Origin of the sequence: Parvimonas sp. C2 (genome assembly GCF_035282405.1) — a bacterium.
In the GTDB taxonomy this organism is placed as follows: domain Bacteria; phylum Bacillota; class Clostridia; order Tissierellales; family Peptoniphilaceae; genus Parvimonas.
Window position 1 is genome coordinate 188417 of the sequence record NZ_JAYKBP010000002.1, and the last position, 18821, is coordinate 207237.

An 18821-nucleotide genomic window follows, 5' to 3' on the forward strand; every position below is an offset into this window, starting at 1 on the left:
CTATTTTAGACAAAAAATCAACGGATAAGTCCGTTGATTTTTTTACTTTTTATTTATTATACTCTTTCTACAAATAATTTTCCAACTTCTCCGTTGAAGTCAACTTCCTCTGTATTCAAATTGTCAACAAAAGTCAATTCAACACCTAAAGTTTCTTTCATTATAAATTCTTTGTAGTTTTCAACTGCTTTTTTCAATCTTTCAGAACATGCACATTTTATTCTTATTTCATCAAGAACGTCAAAATCAGCAGATTTTCTCATTTGTTGTATCTTTGAAATTACTTCTCTTGCAAAGCCTTCGTCAAGTAATTCGTCAGTTAAAGTCGTATCTAAAATTACAAAAAGATTATTTTCCATAGTAACGTCAAATCCTTCTTTTGCACTAACTTTTACATCAACATATTCTTTTAATATTTCAGTATCTTCCCCATTTAAGTTTACAAAAACAGAACCTTTTTCAAGTTTTTCTAAAAATTCTTTTGGATTTATTTCATTTAAGAATTTTCCAAATTCTTTAATTTTAGCTCCTAAAATTTTTCCACAAACTTTGAAATCCGGTTTTAACATATAGTTCATAAAAGCTGATAAATCTTTTTCGAATACAACATTTTTAACATTAAGTTCTTCCTTAATCAATTCTTCCAAGTCACCGATTTTTTCTTTTAAAGCAAAATCAACAACTATTTCAGAAAGAGGTTGTCTAACTTTAATCTTAACTTTTTCACGACTTGCACGACCGATTGTTACAAGATTTCTAACGATATCCATTTTTTCTTCCAATGCTTCATCAATTAGACTTTCATCACATTCAGGAATGAAATCTAAATGAACACTCTTCTTGTCAGTTAAATTACGATACATTTCTTCTGCAACAAAAGGCGTAATAGGTGCAATAATCTTTGAAACTCCAAGTAAAATTTCATAAGTTGTATTGTAAACAGCTTTTTTATCATCATCTACTTCTGTATTCCAAAATCTTCTTCTATTTCTTCTGATATACCAATTTGATAAATCTTCTATTACAAAATCAGAAATTGCACGAACAACCTTTGTAACTTCAAATTTATCCATATTTTCATTATACATCTTTAAAAGGTTGTTATAACGTGATAATATCCATCTATCTATTTCAGGTCTCTTATTATATTCTACAAAGAACTCTCTTGGATCTATGTCATCAGTTCCTGAATAAAGTTGGAAGAAATTGTAAGTATTCTTGAAAGATCTGAAGAATTTACTTTCAATTTCTCTAAGTCCTTCAACGTCAAATCTAGTTGGAACCCAAGGTGGTGAAACATAAAGTGAATAAAATCTCACCGCATCTGCTCCGTATTTGTCAAATAATTCAATCGGATCAATTGTATTCCCACGAGATTTACTCATTTTCTTGCCGTCTTTATCCAAAATTAAATCATTTACCAAAACATTTTTATATGGAGATTTTCCAGTTATTAATGTTGAAATTGCAAGTAATGAATAGAACCATCCACGAGTTTGGTCAATTCCTTCACTAATGAAATCTGCAGGGAATAATTCCCCAAAATTTTCTTTATTTTCAAAAGGATAATGATGTTGTGCGAAAGGCATTGCTCCGGAGTCAAACCAAACGTCGATAACGTCTTTTTCTCTCGTCATTGTGCCACCGCATTTTTCACATTTTAAATGAACATTATCTACATATGGTCTATGCAATTCAATATTTTCGTCAATATCTTCAATACTTCTTTCAGCCAATTCTTTTCTTGAACCTACACTTGTGCAATGACCGCAATCACATTTCCAAACATTGAAAGGAGTTCCCCAATATCTTGAACGGCTGATTGCCCAGTCATTTAAGTTTTCAAGCCAGTTTGCAAATCTCTTTTCACCAACGAAGTCAGGATAGAAATTTACAGCCTTTGCATTTTCAATTAATTTATCTTTATATTTAGTAACTTCAATGTACCAAGATGGTTTTGAATAGTAAATTAAAGGTGTATGACATCTCCAACAATGTGGATAATTATGTTCAACCTTTTGTTTTTTCAATGCCTTATTATTTTCAAAAAGATATGTGATAATATCAGCGTCACATTCCATAACTGGTCTACCTTCATATCTTGTAGTGCTGAATTTTCCTTCTTCATTAACAGGATTAATCAAAGGAAGATTGTATCTTCTTCCTGTTTGATAGTCATCTTCTCCAAAGGCTGGAGCAGTATGAACAATACCAGTACCGTCTTCTACTGTTACATAATCAGCAAGAGTTACAAAAAAGGCTTTTTGTTTTGTTTCAATTTCAGGAATAAGTTGTTCATATTCCCAATATTCCATATCTTTTCCTAAGAATTTTTCAACAACTTCATAATCTTCACCTAAAACTTTAGTGGCTAGATTTTCAGCTAAATAGAAAACTTCATCTTTATATTTTACCTTTACATAAGTTACATTAGGATTAACAGTCAAGGCAACATTTGAAGGAAGAGTCCAAGGTGTTGTTGTCCATGCGATAAAATAAGCATCTTCATCTTTCTTCTTAAATTTTGCATAAACTGTTGTAGTCTTAATCATTTCATAACCTTGAGCCACTTCGTGAGATGCAAGCCCTGTTCCACAACGTGGACAATATGGTAAAATTTTTGCTCCTTCATACATTAAACCTTTTTTGAAAATCTCATCCAAAAGATTCCAAACAGATTCAATATAATTGTTGTCAAGAGTGATATAAGGATTGTTCATATCTGCCAAGAAAGCCATTCTTTCAGACATTTCTCTCCATTTACTTTCATAAACAAAAACTGATTCTCTACATTCCTTACAGAATTTTTCTACTCCATAATTTTCAATATCTTTTTTACTTGTAAGTCCTAATTTCTTTTCAACTTCAATTTCAACAGGTAGTCCATGAGTATCCCAACCTGCTTTTCTCTTTACTTTAAAACCTTTCATAGTTTTATATCTACAAGTCATATCCTTTAAAGTACGACTTATAACATGGTGAATACCGGGTTTACCATTTGCTGTTGGAGGACCATCAAAAAATATATAATTTTTTTGTCCCTCTCTTGCATTTACAGATTCATGCAACAAATCTATCTCATTCCAATATTCAGATATTTTCATTTCTCTATCCTTAACGGATTCTTTTGAAAGTTCTCTAAACTTTGCCATATATACCTCCATTTTTTCTATAAAAAAAGCCCTAAGATAAAATCTTAGGGACGAAATTTTTCCGTGTTACCACCCAAATTATTTAAGATAAAAAATCTTAAATCACTCAATATCTTTAACGAGATTAACCAAAAAACTCCAAGTTGATACGAGTTTGCTTCATAAAATAGTTTGCACCAGACACTATCTCTCTGATTTAATTCACAAGCTCCGTCCTCTTCATCGTTTACTATAAAATACGAGTATTATTGTACTATAAAAGCATAAAAAAGTCAAATATTTTATTCAATTTATATACTAAAAAATCAAAATAAATTTCTATGTCATTTAATTTTAAACATTTCATAAAAGCAGATTATTTTTCGATATTTTTAAACTTAAAATCATAAAATTATTAATATGATTAATAATAAATTACTAAATAAAATGTATCCTTTAAAATTTAGACTGTTAAATGTTTGTTATTATTATTATTTTAAGGGTATTAAAATAAATATATCTTATACAAAATTTCGGAGGTAGAAAATGAATATTTATGATTTTAAAGTAAATGACATTGATGGAAATGAAGTTTCCATGCAACAATTTAAAAACAAAGTTTTACTTATAGTAAATACAGCCAGTAGTTGTGGTTTCACTCCACAATTTGAAGGGTTACAAAAGTTGTATGATGACTATAAAAATAAAGATTTTGTAGTTTTGGGATTTCCTTGTAATCAATTTAAAAATCAAGATTCTGGAACTAATGAAGAAATAAAAACTTTTTGTAGTTTAAACTACGGTGTAACTTTTCCTATGTTTGAGAAAATAGAAGTAAATGGGCAAAATACTCATCCATTATATAAGTTTTTAAAGGCAAAAAAATCCGGTCTCTTGGGAAATAAAATAAAATGGAATTTTACAAAATTTCTTGTAGATAAAAATGGAAATGTCGTTTCAAGATTTGCTCCAACAACAGAGCCTAAAGATATTGAAAAACATATATCAGAACTTTTAAAATAATTTAAAGAAAGCAAAAATGCATTGTCGAATGACAATGCATTTTTAAATTTCTTTTCTATTTAGTACAAATATTGATGTAAAAATCATCAAAATTGTAAGTAATATTGTAGTTAAAATCGAATATCTATAATCCGCAAATGACAGAATTTCTTTAATGACATTAATATTGTCTGATAATAGAAACATTGGCAAAAACTTAGCTATTTTATCATACATTCCAATTAAAAATTGTAAAGCAATAGTTATAACTAAAGTTGATAAAGCACCTATAGTATTTCTAAACACAAAACCTGCAAAACATTCTAATGTTAGTAAAAATATTCCAAATATCAAAATTGGAATTGATGCTTTTATTGCAAGTAATATCTCAACATTTTCTTTAAATATATAATTTGTATATAAATTAAAGATTAAACAGTAAATAATGAAAGAGACTGTCCAAAGTATCGATGCAAAAAATATTTTAGAAATTACAATTTGAAATCTAGGTAATCCCTTTGCAACTAAATTTACTAATGTTTTTTTAGAAAACTCATTTACTATATAGTTACTGAAAATTATAGCTATAAATATAAAACCCAATTGAGTTACATTTTTAAAAAACTGTGCCCATGAATCTATAAAAGTAGGCTCTTGAAGTCCTTTAGCTAGTTCTTCTCCCAAAAATGATTTTAAAATTTCAGGAGAAATTTTCGCTGTAACAGGACCTAGAATTCCAAGAAATAGAAATATAAAAAACATTATAAATAATTTTTTATTCCTAATACTTTCAAGATATTCTTTCTTTAACAATGCTATAAATACTTTCATTTTATCACCTCTATAAATAAATCTTCTAATGAAGGCTTAATTATATTATAGCTACCAATAAGCAAATCATTATCCAAAACAGTTTTAAATATTCTATTCTCGATATATTTCAAATTTTCAAAAGAAGAAAATATTGCAGAGCAATCATTTAATTCAACTTTAATATTATTAGTTTCAAATTTATTTAAAAATAAATCCCTATCTTCAATATTAAAAAATTCTACTGAAATTCTATCTTTTAATCCCATATTTTTGATGTCGGATATATTTCCATTTAAACAATTAACCCCATCATTCAATATCAAAAACTCATCACAAACTCTTTCAACATCTTGTAGGATATGAGTTGAGAATAAGACTGTTGTATGCTCCTTAATCTTTAATAGTATATCCAAAATTTCTTTTCTACCGATTGGATCTAAAGCTGAAGTCGGCTCATCGCAGATTAGTAATTTAGGTCTATTAAACAAAGCCTGAGCAATTCCAAGACGTTGTTTCATTCCTCTAGAAAATTTTCCTATTCTCTTATTTTCATCTTTGAGTCCGACTAAATGTAACATTTCTTCTGTTCTTTCTTTAATTTCTGATTTTGATAATCCCGTAATTTCTCCACATAAATTAAGGTATTCTTTTGAAGTCATATAATCATAGAATTCCGGAACATCAGGCAAATATCCAATAAATCTATTTGTTTTCGTATTTCCAAAATGAACTTTTTCATCAAAAACTAAAATTTCTCCACAATCAGCCTTTAAAAAGCCTAAAATGATTTTCATAGTGGTTGTTTTTCCAGCACCATTTTTCCCTAGAAATCCAAAAATCTGTTTTTCTTTGATACTAAAAGTCAAATCTTTGATAACATCATTTCCATTAAAAGTTTTTCTTAAACTATTTACAGTTAAAATATTCATTATTCTTCACTTCCAAATACAAAATATGAAATAGGTCCAATAGTTTGAATAAGAATTATCACACAAATCCATATCAATCTATTTCCACATCTATAATTTTGATGTTTTAAACAATGTCTTAGTGCAACTACTAATAATGTTATATTTATAATAATAATTGGCAATAAAATTAAAAAATGTTCTCTTAAAAAGTCCATAATTTCCTCCTATTTATCCACAAAATTCTTCAACTTTTCAAAAAGTTGTTCAGTTTCTTCATTAGTTCTCATATTAATATAAACTGTTTTTTCATTTTTTCTGCTTATCTTTATGACCTTATCTGTTTTGTTGAAAACATAAAGCCTAACATTTCCTTCTCCCTCTAAAGAGAAATTACCATATGCCTTTTCTTTAGTAGCTCCACCATTCATCCTAATAGCTCTTTTATTAGGAAATTTATCAAGCAATTCTACCTTTTCAATATCGCTTTGTTTTATATTTTCTTTATAAAGCATTGTTGAAATTTTAACAGTATCTGAAATTTCAACTTTCCAATCTTTTTCAAAACTTAATGCCAATGCAATTATAATAACAAATGCTACAAGTATATTTGAGAAGGCAAACAAAATTTTTCCTTTTTTGTTTCCACGATTAATAACGGTATTACCTGTATTCATAGGATCAGGCACTAAAAGTCTTGGGTCATTTGGATTTTTATATCCAAAAATATCATAGTATTCGTCTTGATCCTCAATGAATTTATCATCTTCAATATTACTACTTATTTCCATATCAATTTTATTAATAGTATATATAATGTAAACTACAAAAAATGTAATAGAAATAATATATCCCACAAATGGAAGGAAAGAATATTTATCCATTTTTTGTAAATATATCAAAACTAAAAATAAAACAGAATAAAAATTTACCAAAGTAAAAATTTTATTTTGAAGTTTTATAATTTTCATTTTATTTATATATAAATTTTTTTCTTTATTTTCGCTTATAACTGATATTTTAGACCTTCTCCAGAAAAGTCCCATAAATATCATTGCTATTAAAGTTGTTGACAAGCATATAAACAAAATAAGCTCCATATCGGAAAAAGTTCCAAAAATAGAAAAACCACCGATAAAAACCACCAAAGGAATTAACCATAAAAAAATTGGAAGTTTCTGTTTATCTATTTCTTTTGAAACTGTAAAATCCACATATTTTCTCGTAAAACTTGCAAAGTTCTTTTCCTTTTTTAGTTTTCTCATTTGTTTTATATATTTATTTGCTAAAACTCCAAGAGAAATTACATAAGCAAATATTGTTCCAATATAAAGCAAAATTTCTATATCAGTTTTAGTAAGTAGTGGTAAAAATGAAATTATAAAAAACACTAAATGAAGTAATTTAAAACTCTTTAAACCATTTTTTCTAATCTCTTGAACTTCCTGACTATATACCTCATTTATAGGAATTGTAGTAAGTAAAATTTTCCCATTATTATAAGAAAATCCTTTCTTTTGAGAAAAATAACTTATAGCAAAAATCATCCATAGACATCCAATCAAAATAAAATCGTAAATCATACTAAAAACTCCTTTCTATAAGCTGAAGCAAGAACTCTTTTCCAAGCTTTCTCATCTTAACCTCATTAATTAAATTTTGTAAATTCTCTTTTATGTTTTCAATATTTTTTTCCGTGCACCTAACATATACAATTGAACCTACACGTCTGTCAATCTCTATAATATTTTCACTTTTTAAAATTCCATAAGCCTTATTTACAGTCATAGGATTTATTCCAAAATCTTTTGCAAGCTGTCTAACAGATGGTAATTCATCTCCATTTTTTAAATTTCCCTCTGCAATTTCTTTAATAATTCCATTACAAATCTGAGTGTAAATAGGAACTTCAGACAAAGTATCAATAAAAAACATTTCTCTCATCTCCTTGTATTATATATTATAATACAGCTAATACAAAAAGTCAACAAAAAAGTTTAGCTTTTAAGAAATTTTTTTAACCTTAATTGCTAAACTTTATTAATTGTTAATTTAAAACTGTTTCTTCTTTATTTTTCTTTGATTTCCAAAGATATAATACCAAGCAACAAATAGTCATCAAAACACAAGATAAAATTGTTCCCTCTAGTCCAAATATTGGATCATAAGCGAAACTTCCTTTTACTGAGCCACCTATTTTGAAAATGGAATACGGAACATTTGTTCCACTATTTGGTAGTCCAAATAATATACTTTGAGTAAAATTCCACATTGCATGTAATCCCATTGCCATCCACAAACTGTCAAAGTAATATACGAGCATTGAAAAGAAAACTCCAACAATAAATATACAGTAAAATGGCAAAATAGACATTCCACTATTGAACAAATGCAAAACCGCAAAGAATAGTGAATTAAATATGATAACAAAAGCAGGACTATTAGTAGATTTCATTAATCTTTGATACATAAATCCTCTGCATAATAGTTCTTCAGCCGAGGATTGAACAAAAACAGCAAATAGCAAACCAATAAAAGGAAATGTTTCAAATTGACTAAATCGTAAAATAAAATCTCCATTTATCATAGCAATTAAAGCACAAAATCCATTTAATATAAATCCTATCAATAGCCCTAAAAATAGATATGCTATGTTATTTCCTTTAGTCTTAGTTGTTATTTTATCTATGATATAATGATTATTTTTAAAAACGAATAGTACAAGAAAAACTCCAATCCATACATGAATTGGTTGAATATACATAAGAAATGTATAGATATATGCACTACTTCTAATTAATCCAGAAGTAAACAATACCTTAACTAATCTAGATGTAAGTAATGCCCCTATTATTTCACATATGAATAGAATTGCATAACTTATTATACAAATCCATAAGACATTATCACACCATTTTTTATCCTGTATATTTTCCATAATTAAAGTAAGTCCTCCTTAAAATTATGCTATCAATTGAAAAGCATAACATATTCCTGAAAAAGTATTGGCAAATGCATGAATTCCCCAACCTGTAAGTATTGATCCATTTGCTTTTTTTTCATTTATGTAACCAATTATCCAACCAATCATTCCTGTAAACAAAGTTATTACAATGCTTTTTAAAATTCCAACAGCAGAGAAAAACATAATTCCGTGAATACAACCAAATAATAGTGCTTGGATTAGATTTCCTACTGTAAATCCAAATTTATTTCCAATTCTTTTTAAAAGAAAACCTCTAAATAGTATTTCTTCAGGAAAAGAAGTATTAAATACTGCATAAATTAATATTGAAGGCAAAGCCTTAATTCCTAATCCTGTAAAATCAGAATATGCAACTCTCACATTATTAAGTGAGTATAAGACAAAAACAGAGAGAATAAAAAATAAAACTAATACTGAAAAAACCCAAGTAAAAAGTTTATTTTCTTTTACATTATTTACTTTTTTAAATCCAATCCATTCAAAGAAATTTATCTTTTTTCTTGAAGTGATTAACCACCACAAAAACGGTATTAATGAAAATATTATAATTTGAATAATACTGTTAGTCAATTTTTTTATTAGTAAATCCATAACTAAATCTCCCTTCTATTTATTCTTATATTATATATAATACAATTAAGGTAAAAAGTCAACAGTTGAAAAATTAATAATTTTGACTATGAAAATCTAATTTGATACAAGGAAGCTTTATGAGATCTCCCCATTTCACTCAGTTTCGCTTCGTTTCGGTAAAGATGATGTGTTAGGAGATTTGCTTTGTGTAATACTATGACGTGAAATTTTTTATTTAATTCACAAAAAAAGTTTAGTAACTAAAACTGAAAAATCAGCCTTAATCACTAAACTAAATTCATTTTTAATTACTCTTATAAATTATAACTGGAGTATTTATCTCAACATTTTCGTAAATTTGCTTTACTTTATCCAATGGTGTATTTATACAACCATGGCTTCCAGATGTTTTATAAATATCTCCACCGAATTTCCCATTTCTCCAACTTGCATCATGAATTCCTACACCTTTCCAATTTATTGGCATCCAATAGTCAACATGAGAAACATAGTCATAACCATGAGAAGATAAACCCTTAAGATTTCTATCTTTTTCTCTGCTCCAAACTTTCATAACTCCGACTGGTGTCTCAGCATTTTTTCTTACATCTCCAGTAACTATATCTGTTTCTAAAATAAGTTCTCCTTCTTTGTAAAGCCACATATGTTGTCTAGTTAGGTCGATTTCTATATAAGTTTTACCTATATCATCATCTTTATCGTAATACAATCCCTTGTGTAAAAATACAGGTTCAATAGAATCGGATTCAAAATTCAACAGTTTTTCAACCAAAAGATCTTTTGTCTTATTAACATCAATCTGCCAACCATATATTCCGTCTTTTCCAGGAACAACAATTTCTCCTTTACCCGTAGTTTGAAATTTTCTATCCATCCCAAAAGTATCATATTTAATTGCAAGTCTTCTAACATAGTCTCTCGCCTTTTGTTCATCGGGTTTCAATTCTCCATCAACAAATGTAAAAATATTTGCTAAAATTTCACCATCTAAAATTTCTTTATTTGAGCCAATATTAATTTCATACTTTAATTTTGAAATTTTTTCATATTTTGAAAGAGCATCTTGTAAAGATTTATCATTTTTTTTCAGCTTTGGATGTTCTGAAATTGTGCTCATATCAATACTCTCTTTTCTTTCAGAAAGGGCAATCAAAATCGCCTCTTTCAACTTTTCTTTAGTTGTATAAGTTCCCATAACTTCATCTTGGATGCTATACTTACCATCTTTATAGACAATTTTTGCATCTTCAGGATGCTTTAGACCTTTTAAAATTAAAGTATTCTTTAAAAACTCTTCAAACTTTTCATTATCATAACTAATATTTACTTCCAACTTAAAATTACGACTTGTGAAAAATGCCAAAGGCCAAGCAAATTGATTTTGTAAAATCTTTTTATTAGCCGAATATTCTTCCTTGTAATTTATCTTTTCAGGTTTAAAAAAATCACTCTTTCCATCAGAACGATTTAACTTAATAGAAACATCTGTCCAATCTTTATTAAAAACATCATCTATCATTACATAACTTACATCATTTCCATTTATTTTAGTATTAGGTAAAGTTATAAAAGAAAATATTATAACACCAAATAAATAAATTGATATAAATAGCGCTCCGAAAAATATGCATAATTTTTTAATTAATTTTTTTCCTGAATCTGCTTTTTTGCTATCTTCCATCAAAAAATACACCTCCATTTTGTGATAATATAATTAATAATCCTATATATACCATAAAATCAAACATAATAATCATTTTACTGACCACTATTAGTATATTGCTAAGCTTATTAATTAATAATATCATCTAATTTTATCATATTTAATTTTAAAAGTAAAATCTTTAAAAAACTTGTATTTCCTTAGTTAAAAGTTTATAATATATTTAGTAAGGAGGAAAATAAATGCTTAATATTTTTTTAATTTCCGACTCTACAGGAGAAACAGCGGAACAACTTGCACGTGCCGCTCTTGCTCAGTTTAATAACATTAAGTATGCTCTTAAAAGATTTTCTCATATAAGAGAGTTTTCAGATCTTTCTGAGATACTGAACAAATGTAAAGAAACTGAAAATTCTATTTTATTTTATTCTTTAGTTGATGCTCCACTTTTGGATTATGTTAAAAAGTTTTCAGAATTACATTCTATAACTAATGTAGATTTGCTTTCTGCGTCCATTTTAGCTATCCAAAGAGTGAGCAATATTACTCCTGGAAATACACCAGGTGCTCTTAGAAAGCTGAATGAAGAATATTTTAAAAGAATTGACTCTATCGAATTTGCAGTTCGTTACGATGATGGCAAAGATCCTAGAGGAGTTTTGATTGCAGACCTTATAATAATTGGAATTTCTCGAACATCTAAGACTCCTTTGTCAATGTATCTTGCAAATAAAAATATTAGAGTTGCAAATATTCCTCTGGTACCAGAAACACCTGTACCTGAAGAATTATTCCAAGTTTCGCCAAAAAAAGTTATAGGCTTAACTAACACACCCGAAAAGTTGGAAAGTATAAGAAAGGAAAGACTGAAATCTTTAGGTCTTCCTGATAATAGTATTTATTCAAATTCAAATAGAATACTTGAAGAACTTGAATATTCTAGCCGAATAATGAAAAAAATAGGCTGTCCTGTAATAGATGTATCAGCAAAAGCTATAGAAGAAACAGCTGACATTATCTTGAAACATCTATTAAAAATTAATAAGTAATTGGAGGAAAAAATGAGCAAATTTGTTTACAATTTTGATGAAGGCAATAAAGACATGAGAGCTTTATTGGGAGGTAAAGGTGCCAACCTTGCCGAAATGACTAATATTGGACTAAATGTTCCTTTTGGTTTTACTATTACTACTGAGGCTTGTAATAATTTTTACAAAAATGACGAAAAAATTTCTGAAAGTCTAATTGAAGAAATTAAAACTCACATAAAAGACTGTGAAAACAAGCTACAAAAAAGTTTTTCAAGCACAGAAAATCCTCTATTATTTTCTGTAAGAAGTGGTGCCGTTATATCAATGCCTGGTATGATGGATACTATTCTTAACTTAGGTCTTAACGATAAATCAGTTATCGGTCTAGCAAACTCTACAAATAATGAAAGATTTGCATTTGATAGTTACAGAAGATTTATCCAAATGTTCAGCGATGTTGCTATGGAAATTCCAAAAATTTATTTTGAAAACGAACTTGATAAAATCAAGGAAGAAAAAAATGTAAAAATGGATACTGAATTAACTGCTGAAGATTTAAAAATTTTAGTTGAAAAATTTAAGAAAATTTTCAAACAAGAAACAGGCAAAGAATTCCCACAAGATCCAATTGAACAATTAATCATTGCTATTAAAGCAGTTTTCAAATCTTGGATGAATCCTAGAGCTATCGTTTATAGAAAATTAAATGGTATTGACGATTCACTTGGAACTGCTGTAAATGTTCAAGCTATGGTTTTCGGTAATATGGGTAACACAAGTGGTACTGGTGTAGCTTTCTCTCGTAACCCAAGTACAGGAGAAAATAAATTATTCGGAGAATTTTTAATGAATGCACAAGGCGAAGATGTTGTTGCAGGTATTAGAACTCCAGAATCAATTGAAAAACTAAAAGAAATTATGCCTGAAGTTTATGATGAATTCTTAAGAATTGCAAAAACTTTGGAAAAACATTATAAAGATATGCAAGACTTGGAATTTACAATTGAAAAAGGTAAATTATACTTATTACAAACAAGAAACGGAAAAAGAACTACAGATGCTGCAATCAATGTAGCAGTAGATTTAGTTAATGAAGGATTAATTTCAAAAGAAGAAGCTATTTTAAGAGTTGAACCAAAGAGTTTAGACCAACTTCTTCACCCTATCTTCAATGCTGAAATGATGAAAAATACTCCTATCTTGGCAAGAGGACTAGCTGCTTCTCCGGGAGCTGCAAGTGGTAAAGTTTATTTCCACTCAAAAGATATAGTTGATGCAGTTAAATCAGGAGAAAAAGTAATTTTAGTTCGTCAAGAAACTTCTCCAGAAGACATCGAAGGAATGGTTGAAGCTGAAGGTATCTTGACTGCAAGAGGTGGTATGACTTCTCATGCTGCCGTAGTTGCAAGAGGTATGGGTAAATGTTGTATCGCAGGAGCAAGTGAAATCAAAGTTGATGAAATCGAAAAAGTTATAAAAACTCAAAATGAAGTTATCAAAGAAGGCGATATAATTTCTCTTGACGGAACAACTGGAATTATTTACAAAGGTGCAATTGAAAAATTAAATCCACAATTAACTGGAAACTTTAAAATCTTTATGGATTGGGTAAATGAAATAAAAGTTTTAGGAGTTAGAGCAAATGCAGATAACCCTAGAGATGCAAAACAAGCTGTTGAATTTGGAGCAGAAGGAATTGGACTTTGTAGAACTGAACATATGTTCTTTGACAAAGATAGAATCCCTGTTGTAAGACAAATGATTCTTTCAGAAAATACTGAACAAAGAGTTGAAGCATTAGAAAAAATTAGACCAATGCAAGAAAAAGATTTTTATGATATCTACTGTGTATTAAAAGAAAAAACAGCAACAATCAGATTACTTGATCCACCTCTACACGAATTCTTACCTTATGAAGACGAAGATATTAAAAACTTAGCAAAAGAAATGAATATCGACGAAGGTCATCTAAGAGATGTAATCACAGATTTGGAAGAAGTAAACCCAATGCTTGGACATAGAGGTTGTCGTCTTGCAGTTACTTATCCTGAAATATATAGAATGCAAGCAAAAGCTATAATAAATGCTGCAATAAAAGCACAAAAAGATTTGAATATCTCAATTACTCCTGAAATAATGATTCCATTAGTTGGAGAAATTGAAGAATTAAAATATGTAAAAAGAGAAATCGTTGAAGAAATCGAAATGACTTTAAAAGAATTGAATGAAAACATTAAGTACAAAATTGGAACAATGATTGAAATTCCAAGAGCTGCCCTACTTGCTGATGAAATCGCAACAGAAGCTGAATTCTTTAGTTATGGTACAAATGACTTAACACAAATGACATTCGGTTTTTCAAGAGATGATGCCGGAAAATTCTTAAACGAATATGAAAATAAAAAAATATTCGACTTTAATCCATTTGCAAAATTGGATCAAAAAGGTGTTGGTAAATTAGTAAAAATGTCTTTCAAACTTGGAAGAGAAACTAACCCTCATCTTCATGTAGGAATTTGTGGTGAACATGGTGGCGATCCTGATACAATTGAATTCTTAAATTCTGTAGGAATTGACTATGTATCATGTTCTCCTTTCAGAGTGCCAATCGCAAGACTTGCAGCAGCACAAGCAAAAATTAAACAAAGTAAATAAACTTTAACTAAGAGAAATAAAAGACAAAATGGATAGCGAAATGCTATCCATTTTAATTTATATATACAGCAAACAGGAACCCTAAAGTTTTTTTCCTTCAACATATTTCACATAAAATGCTAAAATAGCGCAAAAGATAAATCCCAAAAGACTAAATAAAACTAAATATTTATTTTTATAAATTAAAGCCCTCTCTAAAATTTTAGAACTTAACATAATATCCCCAGCGAAAGAAATTACAATAAATTTATTTTTAAACTTTAAAATATATGGAAGAATTTTTAGTATAAAAACACTAATAAATACTAGGTAAAAATACATCAAACTTTCGCAATCAATATATTCAAATAAAAACAAATATAAAGGTATGTAAATAACAATAATTAATAATATTCCTAAAAACTTTTTTATAATATTATTTTTACTTTTATCTAACTTCATTTTGTATTCCTCACTCTATCCAATTTGTAGTCTGCTCTAAATTTGTAAAAAATCTTCTTTTTATTTTTTCTTCTTAACTTTAGGGAAAGGTAATTCATCATACATTGTATCAAATAAGCCTTTTAGGTACATTTTATCTTCCACATCATCAACTAATAGCATTTCCTTTGCTCCCTCATAAGGCAATTGAAATTGTACGTCAGAAACATAGTCAATAGCTTTCTTTGTAGCTTTTACTAAAAATCTGTCATCATATATTCCACCAATAACTTTTTCTTTATAATAAATAATATATTCTCCCATCATTGCCCTATATTTTATATCTTCAAGTTCAGATAACTGTTCTAAAATATATTCTAAATATTCTTTACTTGATGCCATAATAACCTCCTAAAATATACTTTTTTCTACTTAAATACTATCATTTTCCATAAAAAAATGCAAATATTTATAATGTATTAAGGTATAAAAAAAGTCGGGTATTCCCCGACTTTTATGCTAATTTTGAATATTCTATTGATATTTTACTTGCAAGTTTTGCGTTATTGAATACTAATCTGATGTTAGCTTCTAAGCTCTTTCCTTGTGTAAGTTTTTGAACTTTGTCAAGTAAGAATGGTGTTGTATCTTTTCCTTTTATTCCATTTTCGTCTGCTTCTTTTAAAGCATCTAGAATTGTCTTGTCAATTAAATTTCTATCCATTGAAAATTCTTCCGGAATAGGATTAGCAATTACAACTCCACCATTAAGTTCTAAATCCCATTTAGCTTTTAAAACTCTTGCAATTTCTTCTTCTGAATTTATTTTACTAACTTTAAAATCACTTTCTCTTGTGTAAAATGCAGGTAATATATTTGTTTGGTATCCATAAACAGGAACTCCCTTTGTTTCTAAATATTCTAAAGTAAGTCCCATATCTAAAATTGATTTACATCCCGCACAAATAACTGCAACATTTGTATTTCCTAATTCTTCAAGATCTGCTGAAATATCCATAGTAGTTTCTGCACCTCTGTGAACTCCACCGATTCCACCAGTTGCAAAAACTTTAATTCCTGCCATTTCTGCACAAATCATTGTTGCGGCAACAGTTGTTGCTCCATTTAATTTATTAGCAACAACATAAGCTAAATCTCTTCTTGAAGTTTTTGTTACACTAAGTCCAGCTTTCCCGATTACTTCAATTTCTTCTTTTGTTAGCCCAACTTTAATTTCTCCATTTATAATAGCTATTGTAGCTGGAATTGCTCCGTTTTCTCTAACAACTTTTTCAACTTCAAGTGCTGTTTCAACATTTTTAGGATAAGGCATTCCATGTGATATTATTGTTGATTCTAAAGCTACAACCGGTTTATTTTCTTTAATTGCATTTTTTACTTCTTCACTAACTGTTAAATATTTTTCTAATTTCATAACTTCCTCCAAAATTTAATAGATTTTTTTCGCTTATATTTTCACTTACTGTATCCACAGACTGTGCAGTTATAAATCCTGCAACATTTCCAAGTTTTGCACATTCTAAAATATCTTTTTCATTAACAACTCCAAAGATTATTCCGCTCATAGCAGAATCACCACAACCAGAAGTATTTTCAATCTTTGGTTTTTCATTTATCCTTACTATTCCATTCTCATTTTTATCGGCATATAAAATTCCCTTTTCGCCCATTGAAATAAAAACTTTTTGAACACCTTTTTCTAAAAATACATTCACAATCTTTTCTAAATCACTTTCATTTTCATAAGTAATGTCAGTTAATTCTTCAGCTTCGTAAATATTTGGTTTTAAAAGATAGATATATTTTAATAATTTCTTAATTTTTAAAGCCTTTTTTCTAGAAACACAATCTACAATTATCTTTGAATTAGGGCAATTTTTACAGATGTATTCAAGAACATCTTCCCTTAAATTCGTATCCATAACTATATACTTATAACTCTTGATTAAATCAATAAGTTTAGAAATAAATTCAATATTGATTTCATCCAAAACTTCCATTGAAGAAATGGCAGTAAATAAATCATTGTTTTCATCCAAAATAGAAATATAATTTGACATACCTCTATTAGTTAAAAATTTACTGTTTGAAAAATCCAATCCGATTTTTTTCAAATAATCTTTGATTTCTTTTGAATAAACATCATCGCCAAATACAGAAATAAATTTATTTTCTATTCCCATTTTTAGTAAATTTTCAGCAATATTTTTTGCAACTCCTCCAAAAGAATATTCCAAAGTTCCCGGATTTGAGTCTTTCATATTTATTTTTTCAAAACTTTTTGCAATAAAATCAATATTACATCCACCTATAACACAAACTTCTTTTGATAAATTAGAGTTAATCACATAAGCTCTCCCGACCAAATATCCTTTTTTAATCAAATTTGAAATATGAACTGCAACAGACGATCTCTTTATATTAAGTAAATCAGCCAGTTCATTTTGAGAAATATAAGGATTTTCTTTTATTATATCCAAAAGTTCTTGTTCTCTTTTTGTCATAGTACCTCCTTAAACAACAGTTTATTATATTATATCAAACGTTTATATAGAAAGCAACATTTTCAAATAAAAATAATAAAATAATAAATGAAAAATAAGTTGTTAGTATATTTACTTTTGACGTCAGACTATTAAACAAAGTCTTCTCCCTTATACGTCATTTCGACCGTAGTGAAACGTAGCGAATCTAGCCCTAACTTTGATTATTTACTTGTAAATAATTAATAGTAGGTCTGACATAGTCATTGTAGTATTATCTAATACAATGACTATGGAAATCTCATAAAGCTCTGTTATGTAGAATTAGATTTACATAGTTGATTATTCCAATATTAACTATTTAAAAAAGTTTTTTTACTTATTTTTACTTGTAACAAGCAACAATATTTCTGAAAAAAATTATAAAATAATTTTTGTATGTATCTTCGATACATTTACTTTTGCTAAAGCAAAAGTATGAGATCTCTCCATTTCGCTCTGCTCCAGTCAAGATGACGTGTTGGGAATTTTTCTTTGCAAAGTATTGTGACGTGAAGCTGTTTATTTTCTATAAAGTTTAAAAATTATTATTAATTTTTATTAACTTTTTATGTTGGGCTATTAATCGAAATATTATACTTTATATGCAATAAGAACCTCAGCATACCCGAGAACCTTGTTGTTTCACAATAAGAACATCACCCTTCCTCGATGCTTTGCATCGGGCGGGTGCCCCAGAACCTTGTTACTTCACAATAAGAACCTCAGCATAGCTGAGAACCTTGTTACTTCGTAATAAAAAAAGTCCTTAAAAAAGGACTTTAGTTAATTCAAACAATTAAATTTTAAACAGCTTAGAATTTTTTCTTTTTTCTTCTTGCTGCCTCTGATTTTTTCTTTCTCTTTACACTTGGCTTTTCGTAATGTTCTCTTTTTCTATATTCTGAAAGCACTCCAGCACGTGCACATTGTCTTTTAAATCTTTTCAACGCATTATCCAAAGATTCGTTTTCGCCAACTCTGATCTCTGCCATGATATCCCCCCTCTCTTATATAGACAAACTGTCTTGAGAAATAACATAAATATTATACAACAAAAATGATATAAATTCAA

General features: G+C 28.3%; 16 protein-coding genes. 3 read left to right on the forward strand and 13 right to left on the reverse strand.

What is annotated here, in order from left to right:
• Positions 1-56: 56 nt before the first annotated feature.
• Positions 57-3152 (reverse strand): isoleucine--tRNA ligase, encoded by a 3096-nt coding sequence (ileS, locus tag VJI95_RS03875; RefSeq protein ID WP_324010322.1) that lies wholly within the window; start codon positions 3150-3152, stop codon positions 57-59.
• Positions 3153-3677: 525 nt separating this feature from the next.
• Between ileS and VJI95_RS03880 the strand changes: the two genes are divergently transcribed.
• Entirely contained in the window at positions 3678-4154 is a 477-nt protein-coding gene (locus VJI95_RS03880) for a glutathione peroxidase (RefSeq protein WP_324010323.1), read from the forward strand.
• Positions 4155-4196: 42 nt separating this feature from the next.
• Here VJI95_RS03880 and VJI95_RS03885 read toward each other — a convergent pair whose 3' ends face one another.
• From VJI95_RS03885 to VJI95_RS03920, 8 genes are all read right to left on the reverse strand, one after another.
• Positions 4197-4964 (reverse strand): hypothetical protein, encoded by a 768-nt coding sequence (locus tag VJI95_RS03885; RefSeq protein ID WP_324010324.1) that lies wholly within the window; start codon positions 4962-4964, stop codon positions 4197-4199.
• The gene (locus VJI95_RS03890; protein WP_324010325.1) at positions 4961-5875 is read right to left on the reverse strand and encodes an ABC transporter ATP-binding protein; all 915 of its coding nucleotides are present in this window, start codon (positions 5873-5875) and stop codon (positions 4961-4963) included. Before VJI95_RS03890 ends, VJI95_RS03885 begins: the two co-directional genes overlap by 4 nt.
• The gene (locus VJI95_RS03895) at positions 5875-6072 is read right to left on the reverse strand and encodes a PLD nuclease N-terminal domain-containing protein (RefSeq protein ID WP_009448946.1); all 198 of its coding nucleotides are present in this window, start codon (positions 6070-6072) and stop codon (positions 5875-5877) included. The genes VJI95_RS03890 and VJI95_RS03895 overlap by 1 nt, the downstream gene beginning before the upstream one ends.
• 9 nt (positions 6073-6081) lie before the next feature.
• A complete protein-coding gene (locus VJI95_RS03900; RefSeq protein ID WP_324010326.1) occupies positions 6082-7437 on the reverse strand; it encodes a PH domain-containing protein in 1356 nt (451 codons plus the stop codon).
• Between the two features lies 1 nt (position 7438).
• Entirely contained in the window at positions 7439-7789 is a 351-nt protein-coding gene (locus VJI95_RS03905; RefSeq protein WP_323988263.1) for a GntR family transcriptional regulator, read from the reverse strand.
• A gap of 112 nt (positions 7790-7901) precedes the next feature.
• Entirely contained in the window at positions 7902-8792 is an 891-nt protein-coding gene (locus tag VJI95_RS03910; protein WP_324010327.1) for a CPBP family intramembrane glutamic endopeptidase, read from the reverse strand.
• A gap of 24 nt (positions 8793-8816) precedes the next feature.
• The gene (locus VJI95_RS03915) at positions 8817-9431 is read right to left on the reverse strand and encodes a CPBP family intramembrane glutamic endopeptidase (protein WP_324010328.1); all 615 of its coding nucleotides are present in this window, start codon (positions 9429-9431) and stop codon (positions 8817-8819) included.
• Between the two features lie 286 nt (positions 9432-9717).
• Entirely contained in the window at positions 9718-11115 is a 1398-nt protein-coding gene (locus VJI95_RS03920) for a L,D-transpeptidase family protein (RefSeq protein WP_323999681.1), read from the reverse strand.
• A 224-nt stretch (positions 11116-11339) separates the two neighbouring features.
• Between VJI95_RS03920 and VJI95_RS03925 the strand changes: the two genes are divergently transcribed.
• The gene (locus tag VJI95_RS03925) at positions 11340-12146 is read left to right on the forward strand and encodes a pyruvate, water dikinase regulatory protein (RefSeq protein WP_324010329.1); all 807 of its coding nucleotides are present in this window, start codon (positions 11340-11342) and stop codon (positions 12144-12146) included.
• Positions 12147-12158: 12 nt separating this feature from the next.
• Positions 12159-14783 (forward strand): pyruvate, phosphate dikinase, encoded by a 2625-nt coding sequence (ppdK, locus tag VJI95_RS03930; RefSeq protein WP_324010330.1) that lies wholly within the window; start codon positions 12159-12161, stop codon positions 14781-14783.
• 501 nt (positions 14784-15284) lie between these two features.
• Here the strand turns inward: ppdK and VJI95_RS03935 are convergent.
• The 4 genes from VJI95_RS03935 to rpsU all read right to left on the reverse strand — a co-directional run bounded on the left by VJI95_RS03935 (position 15285) and on the right by rpsU (position 18741).
• Positions 15285-15605 carry a TfoX/Sxy family protein gene (locus tag VJI95_RS03935; protein ID WP_314720399.1) on the reverse strand — a complete coding sequence of 107 codons (321 nt, stop codon included), beginning with the start codon at positions 15603-15605 and terminating at the stop codon, positions 15285-15287.
• A gap of 112 nt (positions 15606-15717) precedes the next feature.
• Positions 15718-16638 carry a pseudouridine-5'-phosphate glycosidase gene (locus tag VJI95_RS03940; protein ID WP_324010331.1) on the reverse strand — a complete coding sequence of 307 codons (921 nt, stop codon included), beginning with the start codon at positions 16636-16638 and terminating at the stop codon, positions 15718-15720.
• Entirely contained in the window at positions 16610-17728 is a 1119-nt protein-coding gene (locus VJI95_RS03945) for a carbohydrate kinase (protein WP_324010332.1), read from the reverse strand. Before VJI95_RS03945 ends, VJI95_RS03940 begins: the two co-directional genes overlap by 29 nt.
• A gap of 833 nt (positions 17729-18561) precedes the next feature.
• Entirely contained in the window at positions 18562-18741 is a 180-nt protein-coding gene (gene rpsU, locus VJI95_RS03950) for a 30S ribosomal protein S21 (protein ID WP_004832359.1), read from the reverse strand.
• Positions 18742-18821 lie beyond the last annotated feature (80 nt).

Excerpts from the sequence above, each read along its gene's own strand:
- VJI95_RS03935 (WP_314720399.1), bottom strand. The coding sequence starts at position 15,605 with ATGGCATCAAGTAAAGAATATTTAGAATATATTTTAGAACAGTTATCT.
- VJI95_RS03945 (WP_324010332.1), bottom strand. The coding sequence starts at position 17,728 with ATGACAAAAAGAGAACAAGAACTTTTGGATATAATAAAAGAAAATCCT.
- ppdK (WP_324010330.1), top strand. The coding sequence starts at position 12,159 with ATGAGCAAATTTGTTTACAATTTTGATGAAGGCAATAAAGACATGAGA.
- VJI95_RS03880 (WP_324010323.1), top strand. The coding sequence starts at position 3,678 with ATGAATATTTATGATTTTAAAGTAAATGACATTGATGGAAATGAAGTT.
- VJI95_RS03885 (WP_324010324.1), bottom strand. The coding sequence starts at position 4,964 with ATGAAAGTATTTATAGCATTGTTAAAGAAAGAATATCTTGAAAGTATT.
- ileS (WP_324010322.1), bottom strand. The coding sequence starts at position 3,152 with ATGGCAAAGTTTAGAGAACTTTCAAAAGAATCCGTTAAGGATAGAGAA.
- VJI95_RS03920 (WP_323999681.1), bottom strand. The coding sequence starts at position 11,115 with ATGGAAGATAGCAAAAAAGCAGATTCAGGAAAAAAATTAATTAAAAAA.
- VJI95_RS03910 (WP_324010327.1), bottom strand. The coding sequence starts at position 8,792 with ATGGAAAATATACAGGATAAAAAATGGTGTGATAATGTCTTATGGATT.
- VJI95_RS03900 (WP_324010326.1), bottom strand. The coding sequence starts at position 7,437 with ATGATTTACGATTTTATTTTGATTGGATGTCTATGGATGATTTTTGCT.
- VJI95_RS03890 (WP_324010325.1), bottom strand. The coding sequence starts at position 5,875 with ATGAATATTTTAACTGTAAATAGTTTAAGAAAAACTTTTAATGGAAAT.
- VJI95_RS03925 (WP_324010329.1), top strand. The coding sequence starts at position 11,340 with ATGCTTAATATTTTTTTAATTTCCGACTCTACAGGAGAAACAGCGGAA.
- VJI95_RS03895 (WP_009448946.1), bottom strand. The coding sequence starts at position 6,072 with ATGGACTTTTTAAGAGAACATTTTTTAATTTTATTGCCAATTATTATT.
- VJI95_RS03905 (WP_323988263.1), bottom strand. The coding sequence starts at position 7,789 with ATGTTTTTTATTGATACTTTGTCTGAAGTTCCTATTTACACTCAGATT.
- VJI95_RS03940 (WP_324010331.1), bottom strand. The coding sequence starts at position 16,638 with ATGAAATTAGAAAAATATTTAACAGTTAGTGAAGAAGTAAAAAATGCA.
- VJI95_RS03915 (WP_324010328.1), bottom strand. The coding sequence starts at position 9,431 with ATGGATTTACTAATAAAAAAATTGACTAACAGTATTATTCAAATTATA.
- rpsU (WP_004832359.1), bottom strand. The coding sequence starts at position 18,741 with ATGGCAGAGATCAGAGTTGGCGAAAACGAATCTTTGGATAATGCGTTG.